The sequence below is a fragment of the Sphingomonas sp. S2M10 genome, assembly GCF_012650175.1.
In the GTDB taxonomy this organism is placed as follows: Bacteria; Pseudomonadota; Alphaproteobacteria; order Sphingomonadales; family Sphingomonadaceae; genus Sphingomonas.
Map to the genome: position 1 here is coordinate 110,757 of NZ_JAAILI010000080.1, position 20,135 is coordinate 130,891.

22 protein-coding genes are annotated in these 20,135 nt (G+C 68.2%); 16 read left to right on the plus strand and 6 right to left on the minus strand.

All coding sequences use genetic code 11. The annotated features are described in order from the left end of the window. The first annotated feature begins 188 nt into the window (after window positions 1-188). The gene (gene pspF / locus S2M10_RS20505) at window positions 189-1,235 is read left to right on the plus strand and encodes a phage shock protein operon transcriptional activator (protein ID WP_168847722.1); all 1,047 of its coding nucleotides are present in this window, start codon (window positions 189-191) and stop codon (window positions 1,233-1,235) included. A 60-nt stretch (window positions 1,236-1,295) separates the two neighbouring features. Here pspF and S2M10_RS20510 read toward each other — a convergent pair whose 3' ends face one another. Beyond that, entirely contained in the window at window positions 1,296-2,156 is an 861-nt protein-coding gene (locus S2M10_RS20510) for an alpha/beta hydrolase (protein ID WP_168847723.1), read from the minus strand. 194 nt (window positions 2,157-2,350) lie between these two features. On the opposite strand from S2M10_RS20510, the gene S2M10_RS20515 reads away from it, so the two are divergent. Next, on the plus strand, window positions 2,351-3,370 hold the full coding sequence (locus tag S2M10_RS20515) for a hypothetical protein (RefSeq protein WP_168847724.1): 1,020 nt from the start codon (window positions 2,351-2,353) through the stop codon (window positions 3,368-3,370). 34 nt (window positions 3,371-3,404) lie between these two features. Here S2M10_RS20515 and S2M10_RS20520 read toward each other — a convergent pair whose 3' ends face one another. After that, window positions 3,405-3,806: a helix-turn-helix domain-containing protein gene (locus tag S2M10_RS20520; protein WP_168847725.1), complete on the minus strand. Its 402-nt coding sequence runs from the start codon at window positions 3,804-3,806 to the stop codon at window positions 3,405-3,407. 102 nt (window positions 3,807-3,908) lie between these two features. On the opposite strand from S2M10_RS20520, the gene S2M10_RS20525 reads away from it, so the two are divergent. Then, on the plus strand, window positions 3,909-4,685 hold the full coding sequence (locus S2M10_RS20525; protein ID WP_168847726.1) for an SDR family oxidoreductase: 777 nt from the start codon (window positions 3,909-3,911) through the stop codon (window positions 4,683-4,685). Between the two features lie 201 nt (window positions 4,686-4,886). Here the strand turns inward: S2M10_RS20525 and S2M10_RS20530 are convergent, their stop codons facing one another. Continuing rightward, entirely contained in the window at window positions 4,887-5,966 is a 1,080-nt protein-coding gene (locus S2M10_RS20530; RefSeq protein ID WP_116470192.1) for a deoxyhypusine synthase, read from the minus strand. A gap of 197 nt (window positions 5,967-6,163) precedes the next feature. Next, window positions 6,164-7,390: a type III PLP-dependent enzyme gene (locus S2M10_RS20535; protein WP_168847727.1), complete on the minus strand. Its 1,227-nt coding sequence runs from the start codon at window positions 7,388-7,390 to the stop codon at window positions 6,164-6,166. Window positions 7,391-7,543: 153 nt separating this feature from the next. Between S2M10_RS20535 and S2M10_RS20540 the strand changes: the two genes are divergently transcribed. From S2M10_RS20540 to S2M10_RS20555, 4 genes are all read left to right on the plus strand, one after another. Further along, window positions 7,544-8,512, plus strand: coding sequence for a threonine/serine dehydratase (locus S2M10_RS20540; protein WP_168847728.1), 969 nt, complete (start codon window positions 7,544-7,546; stop codon window positions 8,510-8,512). Then, on the plus strand, window positions 8,484-8,696 hold the full coding sequence (locus S2M10_RS20545; protein WP_168847729.1) for a hypothetical protein: 213 nt from the start codon (window positions 8,484-8,486) through the stop codon (window positions 8,694-8,696). Before S2M10_RS20540 ends, S2M10_RS20545 begins: the two co-directional genes overlap by 29 nt. Next, a complete protein-coding gene (locus S2M10_RS20550) occupies window positions 8,678-8,866 on the plus strand; it encodes a hypothetical protein (protein WP_168847730.1) in 189 nt (62 codons plus the stop codon). Before S2M10_RS20545 ends, S2M10_RS20550 begins: the two co-directional genes overlap by 19 nt. A gap of 117 nt (window positions 8,867-8,983) precedes the next feature. Beyond that, a complete protein-coding gene (locus S2M10_RS20555; RefSeq protein WP_168847731.1) occupies window positions 8,984-9,871 on the plus strand; it encodes an alpha/beta hydrolase in 888 nt (295 codons plus the stop codon). Window positions 9,872-9,884: 13 nt separating this feature from the next. Here S2M10_RS20555 and S2M10_RS20560 read toward each other — a convergent pair whose 3' ends face one another. Next, window positions 9,885-10,634 (minus strand): alpha/beta hydrolase, encoded by a 750-nt coding sequence (locus S2M10_RS20560; protein ID WP_282098069.1) that lies wholly within the window; start codon window positions 10,632-10,634, stop codon window positions 9,885-9,887. Between S2M10_RS20560 and S2M10_RS20565 the strand changes: the two genes are divergently transcribed. The 3 genes from S2M10_RS20565 to S2M10_RS20575 are packed head-to-tail and all read left to right on the plus strand — an operon-like array spanning window position 10,634 to window position 13,238. Further along, window positions 10,634-11,710 carry an aminotransferase class V-fold PLP-dependent enzyme gene (locus S2M10_RS20565; RefSeq protein WP_168847732.1) on the plus strand — a complete coding sequence of 359 codons (1,077 nt, stop codon included), beginning with the start codon at window positions 10,634-10,636 and terminating at the stop codon, window positions 11,708-11,710. The genes S2M10_RS20560 and S2M10_RS20565 overlap by 1 nt on opposite strands. Further along, window positions 11,707-12,906, plus strand: a complete 1,200-nt coding sequence (locus S2M10_RS20570; protein ID WP_168847733.1) for a cysteine desulfurase family protein — start codon at window positions 11,707-11,709, stop codon at window positions 12,904-12,906. Before S2M10_RS20565 ends, S2M10_RS20570 begins: the two co-directional genes overlap by 4 nt. Further along, a complete protein-coding gene (locus S2M10_RS20575) occupies window positions 12,903-13,238 on the plus strand; it encodes a 2Fe-2S iron-sulfur cluster-binding protein (RefSeq protein WP_168847734.1) in 336 nt (111 codons plus the stop codon). The genes S2M10_RS20570 and S2M10_RS20575 overlap by 4 nt, the downstream gene beginning before the upstream one ends. Before the next feature lie 3 nt (window positions 13,239-13,241). On the opposite strand, the gene S2M10_RS20580 is transcribed toward S2M10_RS20575, so the two are convergent. Beyond that, complete coding sequence (locus S2M10_RS20580; protein WP_168847735.1) at window positions 13,242-13,433, minus strand: hypothetical protein; 192 nt, start codon at window positions 13,431-13,433, stop codon at window positions 13,242-13,244. 91 nt (window positions 13,434-13,524) lie between these two features. Here S2M10_RS20580 and S2M10_RS20585 point away from each other — a divergent pair, with 91 nt between their 5' ends. From S2M10_RS20585 to xth, 6 genes are all read left to right on the plus strand, one after another. Next, window positions 13,525-16,197, plus strand: a complete 2,673-nt coding sequence (locus S2M10_RS20585) for a bifunctional [glutamine synthetase] adenylyltransferase/[glutamine synthetase]-adenylyl-L-tyrosine phosphorylase (protein WP_168847800.1) — start codon at window positions 13,525-13,527, stop codon at window positions 16,195-16,197. A 13-nt stretch (window positions 16,198-16,210) separates the two neighbouring features. Next, on the plus strand, window positions 16,211-16,681 hold the full coding sequence (locus S2M10_RS20590) for a peroxiredoxin (RefSeq protein ID WP_168847736.1): 471 nt from the start codon (window positions 16,211-16,213) through the stop codon (window positions 16,679-16,681). Beyond that, window positions 16,678-17,481, plus strand: coding sequence for a ferritin-like domain-containing protein (locus S2M10_RS20595; RefSeq protein ID WP_348770647.1), 804 nt, complete (start codon window positions 16,678-16,680; stop codon window positions 17,479-17,481). Before S2M10_RS20590 ends, S2M10_RS20595 begins: the two co-directional genes overlap by 4 nt. A gap of 123 nt (window positions 17,482-17,604) precedes the next feature. Then, window positions 17,605-18,774 (plus strand): M23 family metallopeptidase, encoded by a 1,170-nt coding sequence (locus S2M10_RS20600; protein WP_168847737.1) that lies wholly within the window; start codon window positions 17,605-17,607, stop codon window positions 18,772-18,774. Between the two features lie 49 nt (window positions 18,775-18,823). Next, a complete protein-coding gene (gene erpA / locus S2M10_RS20605) occupies window positions 18,824-19,168 on the plus strand; it encodes an iron-sulfur cluster insertion protein ErpA (RefSeq protein ID WP_168847738.1) in 345 nt (114 codons plus the stop codon). A 10-nt stretch (window positions 19,169-19,178) separates the two neighbouring features. Continuing rightward, a complete protein-coding gene (gene xth, locus S2M10_RS20610; RefSeq protein WP_168847802.1) occupies window positions 19,179-19,949 on the plus strand; it encodes an exodeoxyribonuclease III in 771 nt (256 codons plus the stop codon). Window positions 19,950-20,135 lie beyond the last annotated feature (186 nt).

Here is a 20,135-nt window from a genome sequence, read left to right on the forward strand (position 1 = left end):
TGGTCATGATCGTGTTCCTGAACCTTGGTAGGTTGAAGTGGATGCCCGTCATCGGGCTTGCCTCCATCTTTGCAGAAGGCGTGCCAGTTTTCGAAAATGGCGGAAAACCGTCACTTCCCGTTTGATTACAATTGTAGTTCGCAAAATGCCTCTTGCTAAGAGTTGGGAAAATTCGCCAAGCTTGGGGAATGGAGCGCACTACCCAGGTCATCGGCCAATCCTCGGCCTTTCTCGACGCGCTGGAACGCGCCAGCCGGGCGGCGGCGCTGGACCGGCCGGTGCTGGTGATCGGGGAGCGCGGCACCGGCAAGGAGCTGGTCGCCGAACGCCTCCATCGCCTCAGCCCGCGCTGGGACCAGCCCCTGGTGACGATGAACTGCGCCGCGCTGCCCGAAACGCTGATCGAGGCGGAGCTGTTCGGCCATGAGGCGGGCGCCTTCACCGGCGCCACCAAGGCGCGGACCGGCCGGTTCGAGGAAGCCGATGGCGGCACGTTGTTCCTCGACGAATTGGGAACACTCTCGATGGGCGCGCAGGAGCGGCTGCTGCGCGCCGTGGAATATGGAGAGATCACGCGGATCGGCTCGTCGCGCGCGGTGCGCGTGGACGTACGCATCGTCGCGGCGACCAACGAGCATCTGCCGCATCGGGTGGAGCGGGGCACCTTCCGCGCCGACCTGCTCGACCGGCTGAGCTTCGAGGTGGTGACCTTGCCGCCGCTCCGCCACCGCGGCGGCGATGTCGAAGTGTTGGCGGACTTTTACGGGAGACGCATGGCATCCGAGCTCGGCTGGCAGGACTGGCCGGGCTGGGGGCCGCACGCGCTGGACGCACTGCTCTCCTATGACTGGCCCGGCAATGTCCGCGAACTGCGCAACGTGGTGGAGCGGGCGGTCTATCGCTGGGAGCAGGGCGGGCCGATAGACCGGATCGAGATCGACCCCTTCGCCTCGCCCTACCGCCCGCGGCCGATGGCCTCGTCGATGAGCCCGATCGAGAAGCCCGCCGAAACAGCGGCTGTCCCAGCGCCTGCTCCCGCGGCAGCGACCGCCGACGTCGCCGAGCTGGGCGGAGACTTCAAGACGCGGGTGTCGCGCTTCGAGAAGCAGCTGCTCTCGCAGGCGCTGGCGGAACATCGCTTCAACCAGCGCGCCACGGCCGAGGCGCTGGGGCTTACCTATGACCAGCTCCGCCACGCGCTGCGTCGGCACGATCTGCTGGGGGCAGCAGGGTAGCTATTGCAAAACATTTGCAATATTATTGAGAACGTATCGCAATAATGGGAGCTCTGCAGGCTAAAATGCTTGCGCGGCGATGAAATCCGCGACCTGCTTGCCCTGGGGTGTCTGCGGGCGGATCAGGTTGCCGTGATCGGCGCCGCCGGGTGCAAGCTTGATCACCGTATCGCCCGAGGCGAGCGCGGACCGGGCATAGCTGTCCATCGCCAGCCAGGTGCCCTGGATGAGGATCTGGTGGACGCCGAGCGGCAGCTGGACCTCCGGGCTGGCCAGCGCATAGGCATCGGCCCTTTCCCGCGGCGACCCGCCCATGAACGGCGCGATGACCGACCTTCCGCAGAGCGCCGCGTCGCGATCTGCCCAGGATATGAGCGAGCCCACCCCGTCGATTGCGACGACCGTGATCGGTTTTACCGTCATCGCGCCGGCGATCGGATCGTGCAGTTTCGGTCGGGCGGCGAGCCAGAGCGCCAGATGCGCGCCCGAATCATGGCCGATCACCGCCACGCGGGACAGGTCCAGCGCCATGCCGGGCGCGGCGGCCAGCCCGGTCAGGAAGTCGGTGGCGGCGGCAACGTCCTCGAAGGTGCCGGGATAGCCGCCGCCAGCATTGCCGAGCCGCCGATACTCGATGTTCCAGGTGGCGATGCCGCGCGCTGTCAGCGCCGCCGCGAGCGGAGCGGTGTCGCGCAGATCGCCGCCTTTCGCATCCCAGCAGCCGCCATGGAGCAGCACCGCCACCGGGAAGGGGCCGGTGCCCTGGGGCACGCGCAGTTCGGCGCGCTGGTTGCGATCCGCGCCATAGCTATAGACGATGACCGGGGCCGGCGCCTCGCCGCCATCTGGAAGATCGGCGGTCCGTGCAAGGGCGGGCAGCGTGGCGGCGGCAAGCGCCAGCGACGTCAACGCGCGCAGCATTGGATACTCCTGTTTTGATCGCAGGTCGGCCGGCGGCGTACCGAGCTTTGCGCGCCGACCCAAGCCCCGTGATCAACGCTTTGCACTTCGCAGCTGCAGCACTTCATGGTAGAAGCAGGGCAAGGGCGCACGCGCGCTTGATGACGGCACGCAGCCGTCGCGGCGCGGATCATCTTGGTCACCAGGGGGTGGAGATGCGCGCGTTTTTTCTGATGCTGCTGGTACTTGCGCTGTGCCGCCCGGCCATTGTCACAGCCCAGGAACTTCCCGCGCTCGGCGCGGATCGGACCAAGGTCTCCGTCTCGGGACTTTCCTCGGGCGGCTTCATGGCGGTGCAATATTCCGTCGCGTGGTCCAGCGAGGTGATGGGCGTCGGGATCGTCGCCGGCGGGCTGTACAATTGCGGTGCGGTGTTTCGCGCCGCCGGGGCCAAGCCGTTCTGCATGGATCGCGCCTGGTCGGCGGCGCGGAGCTGGGAAGCGGCAACCGGGTTCGCGCGCGATCGAGTCATCGATCCGGTTGCCAACATCGCCAGGCAGCGCGTCTACCTGTTCAGCGGCACCAAGGACTCGGTGGTCGTGCCGGCGGTGATGCAGTCCGTGCGGCAATTCTATGCGCTGGCCAGCGTGCCGCCGTCGGCGCTGCGTTATGTCGACGAGGTGCCGGCGAGCCATGCCTTCGTCTCCCCCACGATCGTCGGCAGCCAATGCGGCGAGACCAATCCAAGCTTCGTCGTTTCCTGTTTCTTCGAAGGCGCGCCCTATGACCAGCCGCACGCCATCCTGAACCATATTTACGGGCTGAAGGCGCGCCCGCCGGCGGTGCTGTCCGCCGCGCCGATCGCGTTCGACCAGCGGCTGTATCGCGGCCGCCCGGCAATGCTGGCGGAGACGGGCTTCGTCTTCGTGCCCGCGGCGTGCCGGGAGCGTGGCGCCGCCTGCGCGGTGCACGTGGTTTTCCATGGTTGCCTGCAGAGCGCCGACACCCTGGGCAGCGACATCATCTATGCGCGCGTCGGCTATAATCGCTGGGCAGACAGCAACCGGATCATTGTCCTCTATCCGCAGGTCGACAAGACGACGATCGCCGACGGCAATCCGCTCGGCTGCTGGGACTGGTGGGGCTATAGCGAGCCGTTCGGCTTTCAGCTGCGCCACGGCTTCCAGATCGACGCGGTGCGGCGAATGGTAGCCCGGCTGGAGCAGCAGCCCTGATCCTCGCTCTGTGCCTCACTGTCGGCGCGTAGGATCAACGCTTGGCAACGCGCTGGTCGAACGCCGCGCGCGATGCCTCGATCCGCTCGAGATTGGCTGCCGCCCAGAGCCAGACGCCGCAGAACGCCTCGGCCAGCGTGCCGCCCAGGTCGGTGAGGCGATACTCGACGCGCGGCGGGATCACCGGATGGATGGTGCGGAGCACCAGCCCGTCGCGTTCCATCTGGCGCAGCGTCTGGGTGAGCATCTTTTGGCTGATGCCCGGCACCGCCTTGCCGATCTGGGTGAAGCGCAGCTCGCCCTGCTCGATCAGCGTTTCCAGGATCAGCATCGTCCATTTGTCGGCGACGCGGCCGATCACCTCGGTCACCAATGCCTCGACGCGCGGGTCGAGATCGGCATGGTCGCCATGGGGTGCGGCGGCGGGGGCGGGCATCGAGTCACTCTCTTTCGGGTGCTTATAAATCTTTTGGGTGCCTTCTTTCGTTCGGAGCCTAGCGGCGTACATCACCGGCAGCAATCAGCATTGGAGCGTTCGATGAAGACCAGCGGCAACACCATCCTGATCACCGGCGGCGGCTCGGGTATCGGCGAGGCGCTCGCGCACCGCTTTCACGATGCGGGGAACACCGTGATCGTCGCGGGGCGACGGCGCGAGGCACTCGAGGCGGCGTGCGAAGGACGCGCGAACCTGCATGCGCTGACGCTCGACGTGGAAAGCGCCGACGGCGTGGCGGACTTCGCCGAACGGCTGCTCGCGGCGCATCCGGGGCTCAACGTGGTGATCAACAATGCCGGAATCATGCGATTCGAGGCGCTGGACACCAAGCGCGATCTGGCGGACGCCGAGGCGACGATCACCACCAACCTGCTCGGCCCGATCCGGCTGATCGACGCGCTGGTCGAGCATCTCGCGGCGACGCCCGATTCGGCGATCGTCAACGTGACCTCGGGGCTGGCCTTCGTGCCGCTGGTGACCACGCCGACCTACAACGCCACCAAGGCGGCGATGCACAGCTACACCGTGTCGCTGCGCGCGGTGCTGGCGGACAAGGTCGAGGTGATCGAGCTGGCGCCGCCGGCGGTGCAGACCGAGCTGACGCCGGGGCAGAGCCAGCGCCCGGGCTATCAGCCGCTCGACGACTTCGCCGACGAGGTGATGGCGCTGTTCGGCCAATCGCCCACGCCGAAGGAGGTGCTGGTCGAGCGCGTGAAGTTCCTCCGCGACGCCGAGCGCGAGGGGCGGTTCGAGGAGACGCTGGCGCAGCTGACCGCGATGGCCAAGGCGGCGCGGGAGGCGGTGGACGCGTCTTAAGCCCCTCCTCCTGGGAGGAGGGGTTGGGGTGGAGGGATTCCAGAACGTTTGTCGGTCTCTGCGAGACACAGCCCCACCCCAACCCCTCCCCTGAAGGGGAGGGGCTAAGGAGTGCGACCGCGGTGTCGCGCTCCTCCACCGCTGACAGCAAAACGGCCGGGGATCGCTCCCCGGCCGTTTCGTTTGTCGGTCCCGAAAGGCTCAGGCGAACAGCTTCGCCCAGCCGCGCTTGGCGCGATCCTTCCAGTAGCCGCGGTGGTACGCGTCCGAGGCCAGCAGCGGCATCACCGAACCGGCTTCCGCGAACACCATCTGCTCGATGCCGGTGTTCACCTTGCCCCAGCTGGCGGCTTCCTGCAGCGTCGAGGACGAGCAGGCGCCGTCGCGCACGTCGGCGACGGTGATCTGCACCGCGTACTTGTGCACTTCCACGTCCTCATGTCCGAGGATCTCGGCGCAGACGACGGTGTCCTGGATGAAATTCTTCGGCACGCCGCCGCCGATCATCAGCAGGCCGGTGGTGCCCGCCTGGATCTTGATCTCGGTCAGCTCGCGGAAGTCCGCCACCGCGTCGATCATGAGGTACGGCTTGCCGGCCTTCATCTGGTCGACCTGGTGCTTGACGAGGCCGAAGCCGGCCGAGCTGTCGACGAACGCCGGGCAGAAGATCGGCACGTCATGCTCATAGGCGAGCTTGACGAGGCTGTTTTCCTTCTTGCCGTGTTCCGAGAGATACTTGCCCATCTCGCGGATGAAGGCGCGGCTCGAATAGGCGCGCGGCTCCAGCTCGTTCGCGATCTTGTTGATCGTGAAGTCGCAGTCCTGGAGCTGCTCCTCGTCGATGTACGTGTCGTAGATGCGGTCGATGTAGAGCGAGCGCAGCGTGTCGTCGTCGGGGATCTCGAGCGCCTGATAGTGCTTGTGGCCCAGGCCCTCGAAGAAATCCATGTCGACGATGGTCGCGCCGGTGGCGACGATCACGTCGACCATGTTGTTGCGCACCAGATCGGCATAGAGGTCCATGCAGCCGCCGGCCGAGGTCGAGCCCGCGATCACCAGGCAGACCGTGCAGTCCTTGTCCGCCAGCATGTCGTTGTAGATCTTGGTCGCGCGGCCGAGGTCGCGGCTGGTGAAGCTCATGTCGCTCATCGCGTCGACGATCGGGCGCGCGTCGAAGCTCTTGATGTCGATGTGCTTGACCTGCTTCGAAAGCAGTTCGGCCTTGCGGGTGTCGTTGATCGGGGCGTTGGCCGCCGCGGTCTTGGTGAGGCTGTCGGTCATGGGAACTCCCATTTTCACATGGCCGCCGTCATTCAAAGGGGACGCGGAAACCCGTTCTTGCTCCCCCTCCCGCGTGCGGGAGGGGGCCGGGGGGTGGGCGCCCGCTCGCCACCGACGATGCGGCATGCGGAGGGCGGGGGCCCACCCCCAGCCCCTCCCGCAAGCGGGAGGGGCGTGCAATCGCTACGAGGGCAGCGTTACAGCTTGACGACGTTCGAGGGGATCGCAGCCGCCTCGTCTTCGCCGGTGTAGAGCGAGACCATCGGCTCGTCGTCGACGATCACCGTGTCGCCGGCGGTGAAGCCGTTGAAGCCGGTGCGCATCGCCGCACCATAGGCGCCGAGCATGCCGATCTCGATATAGTCGCCTGCCTGGATGTCGGCCGGCAGCTCGAACGGGCCCGCCATGCGATCCATGTCGTCGCAGGTGGGGCCGTAGAAGCTGAAGCCCATGTCCTTGGCGTTCGAATCCGGCTCGCGGAGGAGGCGGACCGGGAAGCGCCAGCCGATATGCGCCGCATCGAACAGCGCGCCGTACGCGCCGTCGTTGATATACAGCTCATCGCCGCGACGACGCTCGACGCGCACGATCAGCGAGCTGTATTCGGCGCACAGCGCACGGCCCGGCTCGGCCCACAGCTCTGCCGAATAGGAAATCGGCAGGCTTTCGAAGGCGCGGTGGATCGTCGCGAAATAGCGCTCGAGCGGCGGCGGCTCCATGCCGGGATAGCTGGACGGGAACCCGCCGCCGACATCGACGACATCGACCGTGACGCCCGCCTCGACGATGGCGATGCGCGCACGCTCCATCGCATTGGCATAGGCTTCCGGCGACATCGCCTGGCTGCCGACATGGAAGCAGATGCCCAGGGCATCGGCCACCTGGCGAACCGCGATCAGCAGGTCCTTGCTCTCGCCCGGCCCGACGCCGAACTTCGACGCGAGGCTGAGCTTCGAGTGATCCGACGAGACGCGGAGGCGTACGCACAGCGTGAGATCGGTGGCGCCCTTGGTGGCGCGCACGATCTTGTCCAGCTCTTCCATGCTGTCCAGGCTGAAGACGCGAACACCGTACTCGAAATACGCCTCGGCAATGGCTTCCTCAGCCTTGACCGGGTGCATGAAGCACAGGGTGGCTTCCGGCGCGACACCGGCGACGAGGCGAACCTCGGCGATCGATGCGACGTCGAAATGCGTGATCCCGCTTTCCCACAGGATCTTGATGAGATCCGGCGAGGGATTGGCCTTCACGGCATACATCGAGCGGCCCGGGAACTTCTCGGCGAAGAACCGGGCGGCACGCGATGCGGCGTGCGGGCGGACGAGCGTTACCGGCTGGACCGGACGAAGCTTAGCGATGCCGGCAGCACGGGTGGTGCCGGTTTGGGTGGTCGCTAACCCCAGCGCGCGATGATGCTTGTGCAACTCAAGGGACCTCCAAATGCCGTGTGGCAAACATTGACGAAAAGCTGCCTTGCGGTTGGAAGTCCCATGGGGCAGCGGAGGAGCGCACATATGCGCGTCGGACCCCCGTGTAAAGTGATTCGAGGGTCCGTTTTTATACCGCGAGGGCTTTTTGTGACGATTTTGCGACAGCCGACCCGGGCGGGGGTCCGTGACGCGGCGGCAAAGGTCGCGGCGATCCTGCCGCCGACCCCGTTGATCCTTCAGGAAGTGCGGGGCGTGCCCGTCGCGTTCAAGGCCGAAAGCCTGCAACCGGTCGGGGCGTTCAAGATCCGCGGTGCATGGCACCGGCTGACCGCATTGGACGGGGCGGTGCGCGACAAGGGCGTGGTCGCCTTCTCGTCGGGCAACCATGCACAGGGCGTCGCCTGGGCGGCGAAGCGGCTGGGGATCCCGGCGGTGATCGTGATGCCGGCCGATGCGCCCAAGGTGAAGCTGGAGGCGACGCTGGCGCTGGGCGCCGAGGTGGTGCGCTACGACCGACGCACCGAAAGCCGCGAGAAGATCGCCGAACAGCTCGCCCACGCCCGCGGCGCGGCGCTGGTGCCGAGCTTCGATGATCCCTGGATCATCGAGGGGCAGGGGAGCGCCGGGATCGAAGCGGCGAAGCAGATGGCGGACGCAGGGCTGGAAGCCCCGGCGCGGGTGCTGGTGCCGTGCGGCGGCGGCGGGCTCTCGGCCGGGATTGCGCTCGCGCTGCCCGAGGCGGCGGTGGTGCCGGTGGAGCCGGAGGGGTGGGACGACATGCGCCGCAGCCTCGAGGCGGGGTGGATCGAGCCGGTGAGGGACAATCCGCCGCCGACGGCATGCGATTCTTTGCAGACCCAGCGCGTTTCCTCGCTTACCTTCGACGTGCTCTCCCGCCGCGGCGCGACGGGGATCGCCGTGACCGAATCGGACATCCGGGCCGCGCAGCGCTGGGCCGCCGCGAAGCTCCGGCTGGTGGTGGAGCCGGGCGGTGCGGCGGGAATCGCCGCGCTGCTGTCGGGCAGGATTTCGCCGGAAGCCGGAACGCTGGTACTCGTTTCGGGCGGTAACGTGGACCAGGAGGATTATGCGCGAACGCTCGGGAACAGGGAATGATCTTGGAAACCCCATCGGCGGCGCCATCGCCCGCGCCGCTAGCATCGGCACGCTCGCGCTGGGCCACTTCCTCTGGTTCGCGCTCCGCATCGCCTATCGCAGCGAACCGCGCCTGGCGGCGGCGGCGGCAGGCGGCGTCGTCTGCCTGGCCACGGGGCTGACGATATGGGCGGTGGTGACCTGAGCGGGCTCGCCGGGCTGTACCCGCTGGCGATGAGCATCGCCGTGCTGGCGGTGCTGGCGCTCGCCTGGGGCGGAGTGACGGTGTTGCGACGGGGAGACCGGCAGCGCGGCGTGCTGATGCTGGTCTGCGCGCTGGTGATCCTCGGCAACGTGATGATCTGGACGGTGTAGGTCGCCAACCCATTCCGGCAGAAGAAGCCTCGAGGGTCGTTACAGGTTGCGACCTTTTTCGAGTCGACCCTTCCGTTGTCCCTGCGATAGGATGTGCGGGACCGCAGGAGAGCCAGAATGCGTGCGATCGTATTGGTGGTGGCCGGACTGTTCCTCGCCGGAGGGCCCGTATTTGCCAAGCCGCAGATGGGGTCGCCGTCGCCGGTCACCGTTTTGCAGACGCGGGGCCTGGCCTATGGCGCGCTGCCCGAGCAGACGCTCGATTATCATCCACCCGCCGTCGCGAGCCGAACGCGCCCGCCGCTGATCGTGTTCGTCCATGGCGGCGGCTGGCAGCACGGCAGCACGGACAATGCGACGGGGGCGGCCAAGATCCGGCATTTTACCGGCCAGGGCTATGCCTTTGCGACGATCAACTACCGGCTGGTGCCCGGCGCCACGGTGGAGCAGCAGGCGCAGGACGTGGCGACGGCGCTTGCCTGGCTGGTGGCGCACGCCGGCGACCTCGGCTTCGATCCCGCCCGCATGGTGCTGATGGGGCATAGCGCCGGCGCGCATCTCGCCGCCCTTGTCGGCACCGATCCGCGCTACATGCACGGGCGGGACCTGATGCTCGACCAGTTGCGCGGCGTGGTGCTGCTGGACGGGGCCGCCTATGACGTGCCCGCGCAGATGGCTCAGGCCGGGCGCTGGATGCGGCCGATCTACGCCAAGGCGTTCGGCGGCGATCCGGCGCGCCAGCGGGCGCTGTCGCCGATCGCCCATAGCGCCGGCCCGAACGTGCTCTCGTTCCTGATCCTCCATGTGCAGCGCGAGGACGGCAGGCGCCAGTCCGAGGCTCTGGCTGCGGCGCTGCGTGCGGAAGGATCGAAGGTCGAGCTGCGGGGTTTCGAGGGCCGCGGTCTGCGCGGCCATGTGGCGATGAACCGCCAGCTTGGCGAAGCGGACCATCCCGCTACCGCTGTCGTCGATCGCTGGCTCAGCGCGACCTTTGCGCCGCGCTGAGCCGAACCGATCCTCAGCGGATCGGGCAGTTGGGATCGAGCCGCATGTCGAGATAGCGGTCGACCGAGCCCATCAGCTGGTCCATTTCGTGCTCGAAGAAATGGTTCGCGCCGGGCACGGTGTCGTGGTGGATGGTGATGTGCTTCTGGGTGCGCAGCTTGTCGACCAGCTTCTGCACCGCGCCGGGCGTGACCACCTCGTCCTGCTCGCCCTGGATGATGATGCCCGAGCTCGGGCAGGGGGCGAGGAAGGTGAAATCGAACATGTTCGCCGGCGGCGCGACCGAGATGAAGCCCCGGATTTCCGGGCGGCGCATCAGCAGCTGCATGCCGATCCAGGCGCCGAAGCCGAAGCCGGCGACCCAGGTGGACGAGGCCTCGGGGTGGAAGCTCTGCACCCAGTCGAGCGCGCTCGCCGCATCGGACAGTTCGCCGATGCCGTTGTCGAAGGTGCCCTGGCTCTTGCCGACGCCGCGGAAGTTGAAGCGCAGCGTCGCGAAGCCCCGGCGCTGGAAGGTCTTGTAGAGATCCTGGACGATGCGATTGTTCATCGTGCCGCCCGCGTTCGGATGCGGGTGGAGGATCATCGCGACCGGTGCGCGCGGGCGCGGGGCGGGGGCGAAGCGGCCCTCGAGGCGGCCTTCGGGTCCGGGGAAAATGACTTCGGGCAAGGCGGATCCTGTTCGATAGGGAGATGCGCGGTGGAGCGCTGGAACTTGGCCGCTATATAGGCAGCCAGTCCCTTCACGCAATTGGAACGCCATTGGCCGCTCGACTCTATCTGGATCATGCCGCGACCACGCCGATGCTGCCGGAAGCGATGGCGGCGGTGGTGGAGGGAATGGCGCACTGGGCGAATCCCTCCTCGCCGCATGGCGACGGGCGCGCGGCGCGCGCGGCGCTGGAGGAAGCGCGGCGGCGGATCGCGGCGGCGTATGGCTGGGCGTACGAAACGCTGCTGACCAGCGGCGCGAGCGAATCACTCGGCATCGCCTTTGCGCGCAGCGTCGTCGATCGGCGGCTGATCACGGCGGTGGAACATGACGCGGTGCTGCGGCTGGGCGAGGGGGCGCAGGTGCTGCCGGTAACGGCGGAGGGGATCGTGCAGCGCGATGCGCTCGCGGCGGCCCTGGACGGCGCGGGGCGAACATTGGTCTGCGTGCAATGGGCCAATAGCGAAACCGGTGTACGCCAGCCGATCGCGGCTATTGCCGAGGTGGTGCACGGCGCGGGCGGGTTGCTGCTGGTCGATGCCGCGCAGATGCCCGCGCGTGCGGATGCGGAGCTATTGCGTCACGCCGATCTCGTCGCCGTTTCCGCCCACAAGCGCGGCGGGCCGCCCGGGATAGGGGCACTGCTCGTGCGGGATCTGGGCGTGCTGCTGCCGACCGGGGGGCAGGAAAAGGGGTATCGGCCCGGGACGGAGAATTTGCCCGGTGCACTGGGCTATGCGGCGGCGATCGCGGTGCCGGAGGATCTGGCCGAAATGGCGCGCCTGCGAACGCGGCTGGAGGCGGCGATCGTCGAGGCCGGCGGCGAAACGGTGGGCGCGGCGAGCCCGCGCAGTCCGCTGATCGGCGCCTATCGGATGCCGGGCGTATCCTCGGCGGCACAGCTCATCCGGTTCGACCTTGCCGGCGTCGCGGTTTCGGCGGGAAGCGCCTGCTCCTCGGGCAGCATGCGGCCGAGCCATGTGCTGACCGCGATGGGATGGGCGGAACCGGCGCTGCGCGAAGTGGTGCGGGTCAGCTTCGGGCGGAGCACCACAGAGGGCGATGTGGACCGCTTCGCCGCATTGTGGCGGGCGACCTTTGCCGAGGCGCGGGCACGGGCGGCATGATCTATCTCGACTATCAGGCGACCACGCCGCTGGACCCGCAGGCGCTCGCCGCGATGCTGCCCTGGCTCGAAGCGCAGCATGCCAACCCGCACTCCCCGCATGCGCCCGGTCGCGCGGCCAAGGCAGCGGTGGAAGTGGCACGCGGCCAGGTCGCCGCGCTGCTGCCGGCGGGCGGGCGGGTGGCCTTCACCAGCGGGGCTACGGAGGCGCTCAACTGGGCGATCAAGGGCACCGGCGGGCCCATCGTCACCCTTGCCACCGAACATGCCGCGGTGCTGGACACGGCGGCCGCGAGCGGGCGGCCGGTGACCGTGCTGCCGGTCGGTGCAGACGGGCTGGTCGATCTGGCGGTCGCAAAGGCCGCAATCGTGCCGGGCATCGGGCTGGTCGCGGCGATGCTGGTCAACAACGAGATCGGCGTGATCCAGCCGATCGCGGCGCTGGCGGACCTCGCCCATGCCGCGGGCGCGCTGTTCCTGTGCGACGCGGTGCAGGGCTATGGCCGGGTGCCGATCCCCGCGACCTGCGATCTGGTGGCGATCTCCGCGCACAAGATCCACGGGCCCAAGGGCGTCGGCGCGCTATGGGTGCGTGACGGGGTGACGCTGGCGCCGCTGCTGCATGGCGGCGGGCAAGAGGCGCCGGGGCGGTCGGGCACGCTCTCGCCGGCGCTTTGTGCCGGCTTCGGGGCAGCTGCGAAGGTCGCCGCGATGCGGGCCGCAGACGATGCAGCGCATGTCGCGCGATTGTTCGGACTGGCGGCGAGGCGACTCCAACTATCCCCCCTCCCGCTTGCGGACGGGATTGGGGGGTGGTGCGACGGGGAGGCTCGGGAACAGCCGGCTACCCTTACGCACCCTCCTCTAGCCCCTTCGCCAAGCGGGAGGGGGAGGAATGGCTGGCAGCTCAACGGCGCTTCGGCGCAGCGCTACCACGGCAACCTCAACCTCCACCGCGAGGGCCTCGACGTCGCGCGGCTGATGTCCGACCTGCGCGACATCGCCTTTTCCGCCGGCTCGGCCTGTGCGAGCGGATCCGGCCGCCCCAGCCATGTGCTGCACGCGCTGGGGCTTTCGGACGTGCAGGCGCGTTCCAGTATTCGTATCGGCTTCGGCCGGATGACCACCGAGGAGGAATTGATGACCGCACTCGACCGACTTTGCGCCGCCGCCGACGCCCAGCGGGTGAACGCATGATCCGGGTGCGGTTCGAAGGTGCGGGTAACGGTGCGGCGCAGGAGGTGCAGGCTCCGCCCGGCGCGCGGCTGCTGGAGGTTGCGCAGAATGCGGGGCAGCCGCTGGAGGGCACGTGCGAGGGGCAGATGGCCTGCTCCACCTGTCACGTGATCGTGGCGTCCGAGGATTTCGAGCGCCTGCCGCCTGCGAGCGACGATGAGGAGGACATGCTCGACCTGGCAATGGGCGCGGTGCGCACCAGCCGACTGGCCTGCCAGATCATCCTTACCGAGGCACTGGACGGGTTGACGGTACGCATGCCGCCCGCGCATCGCGACATGCAGGGCCGGTGACGCCTACCAGTGGCAGCGCGGATCGCGGTCGTTCAGCTTGGCGAGGAGCACCGCCATGTCCTGCGGCAAACCAAGGTCGCGGGCGTAGGCATCGGCAATCGCACGCCCGATCCCATCGCAGGCGCGCGGCGCCTCGATGCGATACGGTGTCGCCGTGCTTGCCGCCTGAGCTTTGGAGGGTGCCGTCTGAACCACGGCCACAAAACGGTCATGTGACCCATTCGTTGCCTGCTATGTCTGCAATTCATCGCAGCTTTACGGTTTTTGGACGACAGGTGTCGGCGTGATCGATCCCGCATCCTCCTCCGCGCTCCGGCGGATCGCAGAAAATTCTCCCTTCCTCGCCCTGGCATTGCAGCGTGAGCACGACATCGCCGAGGATCCCGCCGCTGCCCTGGCCGATCCGATCGCGGTCGCCGGCGCGCCTGCGGCCGACCTGGCGGAGCCGCGAGCGCTCCGCCTCCAGCGGCGTCGGCTGGCGCTGATCGCAGCGATCGGCGACCTATCGGGCGTCTATGATTTCGGGCGTACCACCCGGCTGCTGAGCGACTTCGCCGACGACGCGCTCGACCGCGCGATCACGGCGGCCATCCGTGAACGCACCCCGGAGGCGGAACCGCGCGGCTTTGCGGCGATCGCGCTCGGCAAGCAGGGCAGCCGCGAGCTCAACTATTCGTCGGACATCGACCCCATCCTGATCTTCGATCCCGCGACGCTGCCGTGCCGGGCACGCGAGGTACCCGAGGAGGCGGCGGTGCGGATCGGCCGGCGGGTGCTGGAAATCCTGCAGCAGCGGGACGGCGACGGCTATGTGCTGCGCGTGGATCTGCGGCTGCGTCCCTCCCCCGAGGTGACGCCGATCGCGCTGCCGGCGGAGGCGGCGATCAGCTATTACGAGAGCCAGGCGCTGCCCTGGGAACGCGCCGCCTTCATCCGTGCACGGGCGGCGGCGGGCGACATCGCATTGGGGCAGGGCTTTCTCGATGCGATCCGGCCGTTCGTATGGCGGCGCGCGCTCGACTATGGGACGATTCGCGAGATCCAGGACATTTCCCGGCGGATCCGCGACCATCACCACCAGGGGCAGCGCTTCGGGCCCGGCTACGACCTCAAGCGCGGGCGGGGCGGCATTCGCGAGGTGGAGTTCTTCGCGCAGATCCACCAGCTGATCCATGGCGGCCGCGATACCGCGCTGCGCGTGCCCGCAACCCGCGACGCGCTTGCCGCGCTCGCTGCCGCCGGGCGGATCGATGCCGGCGAGGCGGCGGCGCTGGACGAGGCCTATGTGTTGCTGCGCACGATCGAGCATCGCCTGCAGATGATCGACGATCGCCAGACGCACACGCTGCCGAGCGATCCCGCCGCGCTCGATCATGTCGCGCGGCTGCACGGGGTAGCGGACGGCGCGGCGCTGATCGCGCTGCTCCAGCCGCATGTCGAGCGGGTGGGCCGCATCTACGATGCGCTGGCCGAGGGCGGCGGCAGCGGCGTGCCGACCGATCCGGACCTGCTGGGCGAGCGGCTGGCACAGGCGGGCTTCCCCGATGCCGACCTGGCCCGCCGCGTCGTGGAAGGTTGGCGCGGCGCCACCTATCCGGCGTTGCGCAGCCCGGCGGCGCAGGGCGCGCTGGAGGCGGTGCTGCCGACGCTGATGGCGGGGTTCGGCGGCGCACCCGATCCGCAGCATGCGATCACCCGCTTCGATGCCATGCTGAAGCGGCTGCCGAGCGCGGTTAACATCTTCCGTCTGCTGGAAGCGCAGCCGGCGCTCACCCGGTTGCTCAGCGCCATCCTGAGCCACGCGCCGACGCTGGCCGAACAGCTCGGCCGTCGCGCGGAACTGCTGGACGGCCTGATCGACGCGAGCGCGCTGGCGCCGGTGGGCGCGGTGCCCGATCTGGTCGCGACGATGGCGGCGGCCGAGCGCGGTGCCGACTATCAGTGGCGGCTGGAACATGTCCGCCGCATCGTCAACGAGAAGCGGTTTGCGCTCGGCGCGCAGATCGTTGCCGGGGTCAGCGACCCATTGGCGGTCTCCGCCGGCTATGCACGGGTGGCGGAGGCGGCCATCGAAGTTCTGGCAGCCGCCGCGATCGAGGAATTTGCCGGGCAGCACGGCACGGTCGCTGGCAGCGAACTGGTGATCCTCGCGCTCGGCCGGATGGGGGGCGGGGCGCTCACCCATGCCTCGGACCTGGACCTGATCTACCTGTTCACCGGCGATTATGCGGCGGAATCCGACGGGCGTCGGCCGCTTGGCGCGGTGACCTATTATAATCGGCTGGCGCAGCGGGTGACCGCGGCGCTGTCGGTGCCGACCGCGGCGGGGCCGCTGTACGAAGTCGACACCCGGCTGCGGCCGTCCGGCACCCAGGGGCCGCTGTCCGTCTCGCTGGAGGGTTTCGCCGGCTATCAGGAGAAGGACGCCTGGACCTGGGAGCACATGGCGCTCACCCGGGCGCGGCCGGTGTTCGGCTCGGCTGCGGCGCGCGCGCAGGTACAGGCAATCATCGACAAGGTGCTGCACGGCGCGCGGCCGGCGCGCGACATCCTTGCCGATGCCCGCAAGATGCGGGCGGACATGGCCGCGCACAAGCCGCCGGCGGGGCCGCTGGATGCCAAGCTGCTCGACGGCGGGCTGGTCGATCTTGAGTTCGCGGTGCACGTCCAGCAGCTCTGCCACCGCACCGGCTTTGATCCGCAGCTGGGGCGGGCAATCGATGCGCTGGCGGCGCAGGGCATCGTCCCGCCGGCGCTTCGCGGCGCACATGATTTCCTTACCCGGCTGCTGGTGACGCTGCGGCTCGTCGCGCCCGATGCGCAGCCGCCGGGCGAGCGCACCCGCGCGCTGATCGCCCGCGCGCTCGGCCTGAACGATTGGGAAGCGGTGGTTGCGACACTCGACGCGACGCGGCAGGAGGTGCGCCAATGCTGGGCCGCGATCCAGGCCCCCAACTGATGGAGACCAGGCAATGAGCATCGAGCAAGGCGACGCGCTCCCCACCAGCGAACTGGTTGCGGCGGATGGCAGCGCGCTGGCGCTGCCCGCATGGGGCGCGGGCGCGCCGTTCGCCCTCTATTTCTATCCCAAGGACGATACCTCGGGCTGCACCCGCGAGGCGCAGGACTTCACGGCGCTGATGCCCGAGTTCACCGCGCTCGGCGTGCAGGTGCTGGGCATCTCCAAGGATCCGCCCGCCAAGCACCAGAAGTTTACCGCCAAGTACGACCTCGCCGTGCCGCTCGCCACCGACGAGGACGGCGCGTTGATGGAGGCGCTGGGCGTGTGGGTCGAGAAGTCGATGTACGGCAAGAAATATATGGGGATCGAGCGTTCGACCTTTCTGTTCGATTCCTCGGCCAAGCTGGTCCGCGCTTGGCGCAAGGTGAAGGTGCCTGGCCACGCCGCCGCGGTGCTGGACGCGGCGAGGGCGCTCGGGTGAGCGAGCGGCGCAGCGTGGGGCAGGCGGTGCGGGCGGTGCTCGACGCCGCCGACCCGACCGACAAGGTGATGGCGGCGCGTGCCGCCGCGCGCGACTGGCGGCTGGGGCGGCTCGACTTTCGCTTCGACGTCGCGATGCCCGATCGCCCGGCACGTCCGGCCACGCCCGAGCTGCTGCCGCCCAATCGCATGCCCAAGCGCGGGCGGGGCGGTTCCGAGCGCGGACGGATCGCGCTGATCCATGCGCTGGCGCATATCGAATTCGTCGCGATCGACCTCGCCTTCGATCTGGTCGGCCGTTTCGGCGCAGCGTTCCCTACCGGCTTCACCGACGACTGGATGCGGGTGGGCGCCGACGAGGCAATGCACTTCGCGCTGCTCGACCGGCGGCTGCGCAGCCTGGGCAGTCACTATGGCGCGCTGCCGGCGCATGACGGATTATGGGATGCGGCGACGGAGACGGCCCATGATGCCAAGGCCCGGCTGGCGATCGTGCCAATGGTGCTGGAGGCGCGTGGGCTGGACGTGACACCGGCCACGATAGAGCGCTTCGAGGCCGTCGATGATCGGATCACCGCCAGGATTTTGACGCGCATTGTCAACGACGAAGTGCGTCATGTCCGAGCGGGCACCACCTGGTTTGAGTCGGCCTGCGAGGCCGCTCGTTGCGTGCCGGAAACGACTTGGCAGGATCTTGTCCGTACCCATTTTCGGGGGGCCGTTAAGCCGCCGTTCAACGACTCGGCGCGCGAGTCAGCCGGTTTGACGCGGGATTACTACCAAGCGCTTGCCGCCGGCTGATTATCCTCCAAAAGAGTCCCCAAGCGGGACGGCGAGGTCAGGGGCTGCCCAATCCGTCCGCATCATCCTGAAGTGAAACGCTGGGTCGCTCCGTGTTCGCTTCCATGAATGCGCCGGGGACTCATGGCTGTACCGTCTGAACGCAAGAACGACGAATTCGCACGCAAGTTCCGGGACTTCTTCACCACCCGCGATGTGATTCTGCAGGAAGGCGGCAAGTTGCGGCGCTTCAGCGTGGGCGGTCGCTCACAGGCGCTGTTCGCCAGCGCGGCGACGCTGACCGTCCTGTTCTCCGGCTATGGCATGTCGCAGGCAATGGCAGGTGCGATCGCCTATACCGCCCCGGTTGCCGGCTCGCCCGAGGCGCAGGTCGCAGCAATGCGCGCGGAGGTCGCCCGCATGCGGGCCGAGGTGGCCGCCGCGAAGGCAGCGGCCAAGCTGCAGGCCGCCAAGATCGAGCAGCGCCAGGCGGTGCTGAACGCGGTCGTATCCGGCAAGGCCGATCGCTCGGTGCTCGAAGCCGATCTCGCTGTTGCGCCGAAGCAGACCAGCGCGCTCACCGACGAGATCATCGCGCCGCTGCGCAAGGTGGAGGCGCGCCAGGTCGCGCTCGCGGTGCAGGCGCAGAAGGTCGGCGAAGCGCGGGTACGCCAGGCCGCTGCCCGCATTCGCCATCTCGGACTTGCGCCAAGCCGCTTCGTCAAGGTCAGTGTCGCGATGGGCGGGCCTTATGAGCCGGTCAGCGACGAGGATGCGGCGGTCGCCAGCGGCGCCGATGCCGATGCGCAGTTCCGCTCGCTGTTCGAAACCTGGAAGAAGCTGGATTCGATCGAATCGAGCACCATCTCGATCCCGTCGATGCAGCCGGTGCAGCATGTGACGTTCACGTCGATGTTCGGCGTGCGCTCGGATCCGTTCCGCGGCACCGCCGCGATGCATGCCGGCGTCGACATTCCCGGCCAGATGGGTACGCCGGTCTATGCCACGGCCGACGGCATCGTCGCGCATGCCGGCCGCCAGGGCGGCTATGGCAACCTTGTCGAGATCAACCATGGCCGCGGTCTGGAGACGCGCTACGGCCATCTGTCCAAGATCCTGGTGACGGACAATACCCGCGTGCGTCGCGGCCAGATCATCGGGCTGATGGGCTCGACCGGCCGATCGACCGGCACCCACCTTCATTACGAGGTCCGCCTGGACGGCCGCGCGATCAACCCGATCCCCTTCATCCAGTCCGGCGAATATGTCGCGCAGGCGCCCACGAGCGGTGGCGCGGTGGGCGGTCCGCGCTGAGCGCGATCGCCGCATTGCCGGACGGGCGCCGGCGCATTATCTGACGCCCATGACCACCACCCTCGAACAGCCCGCCATCGCCTTGACGCCCGCCGCTGCGGCGCGCGTCGCGGCGATCGCCACCAAGCAGGCCAAGCCTGCGATCCTCCGGCTTTCGGTGGAAGGCGGCGGTTGTTCGGGTTTCCAGTATCGCTTCGGTCTTGCCGAGGGCGTGGAAGCCGACGACAGCGTCGCGGAAGTGGACGGGGTGCGGCTGGTGGTCGACGCCGTGAGCCTGGATCTTGTCCGCGGCGCGCAGGTGGATTTCATCGACAATCTCGGCGGCGCGCATTTCGCGGTGACCAACCCCAATGCGGCATCCGGTTGCGGCTGCGGCACCAGCTTCTCGATCTGAGCGCAAGCCGTTGAAGATCGTCAGCTACAACGTCAACGGCATCAAGGCGCGGATCGATCGCCTGGTCGAGTATCTTACCGAGCAGCAGCCGGACATCGTGTGTCTGCAGGAGCTGAAGAGCTCCGATGACACGCTGCCGGTCGCCGCGATCGAGGCGGCGGGCTATGGCGCGGTGTGGCACGGGCAAAAGGGCTTCAACGGCGTCGCGATCCTTGCCAGGGGCCAGCAGCCGGTCGAGCGCCAGCGTGGGCTGGCCGGTGATCCCGAGGATGCGCACAGCCGTTATATCGAGGCCGAGGTCGGCGATCTGATCATCGGCGGGCTCTATCTGCCGAACGGCAATCCGCAGCCCGGGCCAAAGTTCGACTACAAGCTGCGCTGGATGGAGCGGCTCTACGATCGCGCCGCCGAACTGCTTGCCGAGGAGCGACCCGCGATCCTTGCCGGCGATTTCAACGTCATCCCGAATGACGACGATACCTTCTCGGTTCGCGCCATGGCCGAGGATGCGCTGATGCAGCCCGAATCGCGCGAGCGTTACCGCATGCTGCTCGCGCAGGGTTGGACCGATGCGCTGCGCACGCGCTTCCCCAGGGGTGGCGTGTGGACCTTCTGGGACTATCAGGCGGGCGCCTGGCAGCGCGACGCCGGGTTCCGCATCGACCATCTGCTGCTCAGCCCGCAGGCGGCGGACCGGTTCACCGACGCGGGCGTCGACAAGGCGTATCGCGGCCGCGAAAAGGCGAGCGATCACGCCCCGACCTGGGTGACGCTGCGCTAGGCGCAGCCACCTTACCCTCCTCATCACGATGGCGGCTTGGTGATTTGCGCCAAGCTTTGGTCAAATGCGCCGTGTTGTAGCGCTATGACACTTTAATGAATTCTGTTAAGCTATTGAAACTACGCGATTATGAAAACTGGCACGGCTCCTGCAAAATACTGAGATACCGGCGAAAGCGAAGGAGCG

Excerpts from the sequence above, each read along its gene's own strand:
- pspF (WP_168847722.1), top strand. The coding sequence starts at position 189 with ATGGAGCGCACTACCCAGGTCATCGGCCAATCCTCGGCCTTTCTCGAC.
- S2M10_RS20510 (WP_168847723.1), bottom strand. The coding sequence starts at position 2,156 with ATGCTGCGCGCGTTGACGTCGCTGGCGCTTGCCGCCGCCACGCTGCCC.
- S2M10_RS20515 (WP_168847724.1), top strand. The coding sequence starts at position 2,351 with ATGCGCGCGTTTTTTCTGATGCTGCTGGTACTTGCGCTGTGCCGCCCG.
- S2M10_RS20520 (WP_168847725.1), bottom strand. The coding sequence starts at position 3,806 with ATGCCCGCCCCCGCCGCCGCACCCCATGGCGACCATGCCGATCTCGAC.
- S2M10_RS20525 (WP_168847726.1), top strand. The coding sequence starts at position 3,909 with ATGAAGACCAGCGGCAACACCATCCTGATCACCGGCGGCGGCTCGGGT.
- S2M10_RS20530 (WP_116470192.1), bottom strand. The coding sequence starts at position 5,966 with ATGACCGACAGCCTCACCAAGACCGCGGCGGCCAACGCCCCGATCAAC.
- S2M10_RS20545 (WP_168847729.1), top strand. The coding sequence starts at position 8,484 with ATGCGCGAACGCTCGGGAACAGGGAATGATCTTGGAAACCCCATCGGC.
- S2M10_RS20550 (WP_168847730.1), top strand. The coding sequence starts at position 8,678 with ATGGGCGGTGGTGACCTGAGCGGGCTCGCCGGGCTGTACCCGCTGGCG.
- S2M10_RS20555 (WP_168847731.1), top strand. The coding sequence starts at position 8,984 with ATGCGTGCGATCGTATTGGTGGTGGCCGGACTGTTCCTCGCCGGAGGG.
- S2M10_RS20560 (WP_282098069.1), bottom strand. The coding sequence starts at position 10,634 with ATGGCGTTCCAATTGCGTGAAGGGACTGGCTGCCTATATAGCGGCCAA.
- S2M10_RS20570 (WP_168847733.1), top strand. The coding sequence starts at position 11,707 with ATGATCTATCTCGACTATCAGGCGACCACGCCGCTGGACCCGCAGGCG.
- S2M10_RS20575 (WP_168847734.1), top strand. The coding sequence starts at position 12,903 with ATGATCCGGGTGCGGTTCGAAGGTGCGGGTAACGGTGCGGCGCAGGAG.
- S2M10_RS20590 (WP_168847736.1), top strand. The coding sequence starts at position 16,211 with ATGAGCATCGAGCAAGGCGACGCGCTCCCCACCAGCGAACTGGTTGCG.
- S2M10_RS20600 (WP_168847737.1), top strand. The coding sequence starts at position 17,605 with ATGGCTGTACCGTCTGAACGCAAGAACGACGAATTCGCACGCAAGTTC.
- erpA (WP_168847738.1), top strand. The coding sequence starts at position 18,824 with ATGACCACCACCCTCGAACAGCCCGCCATCGCCTTGACGCCCGCCGCT.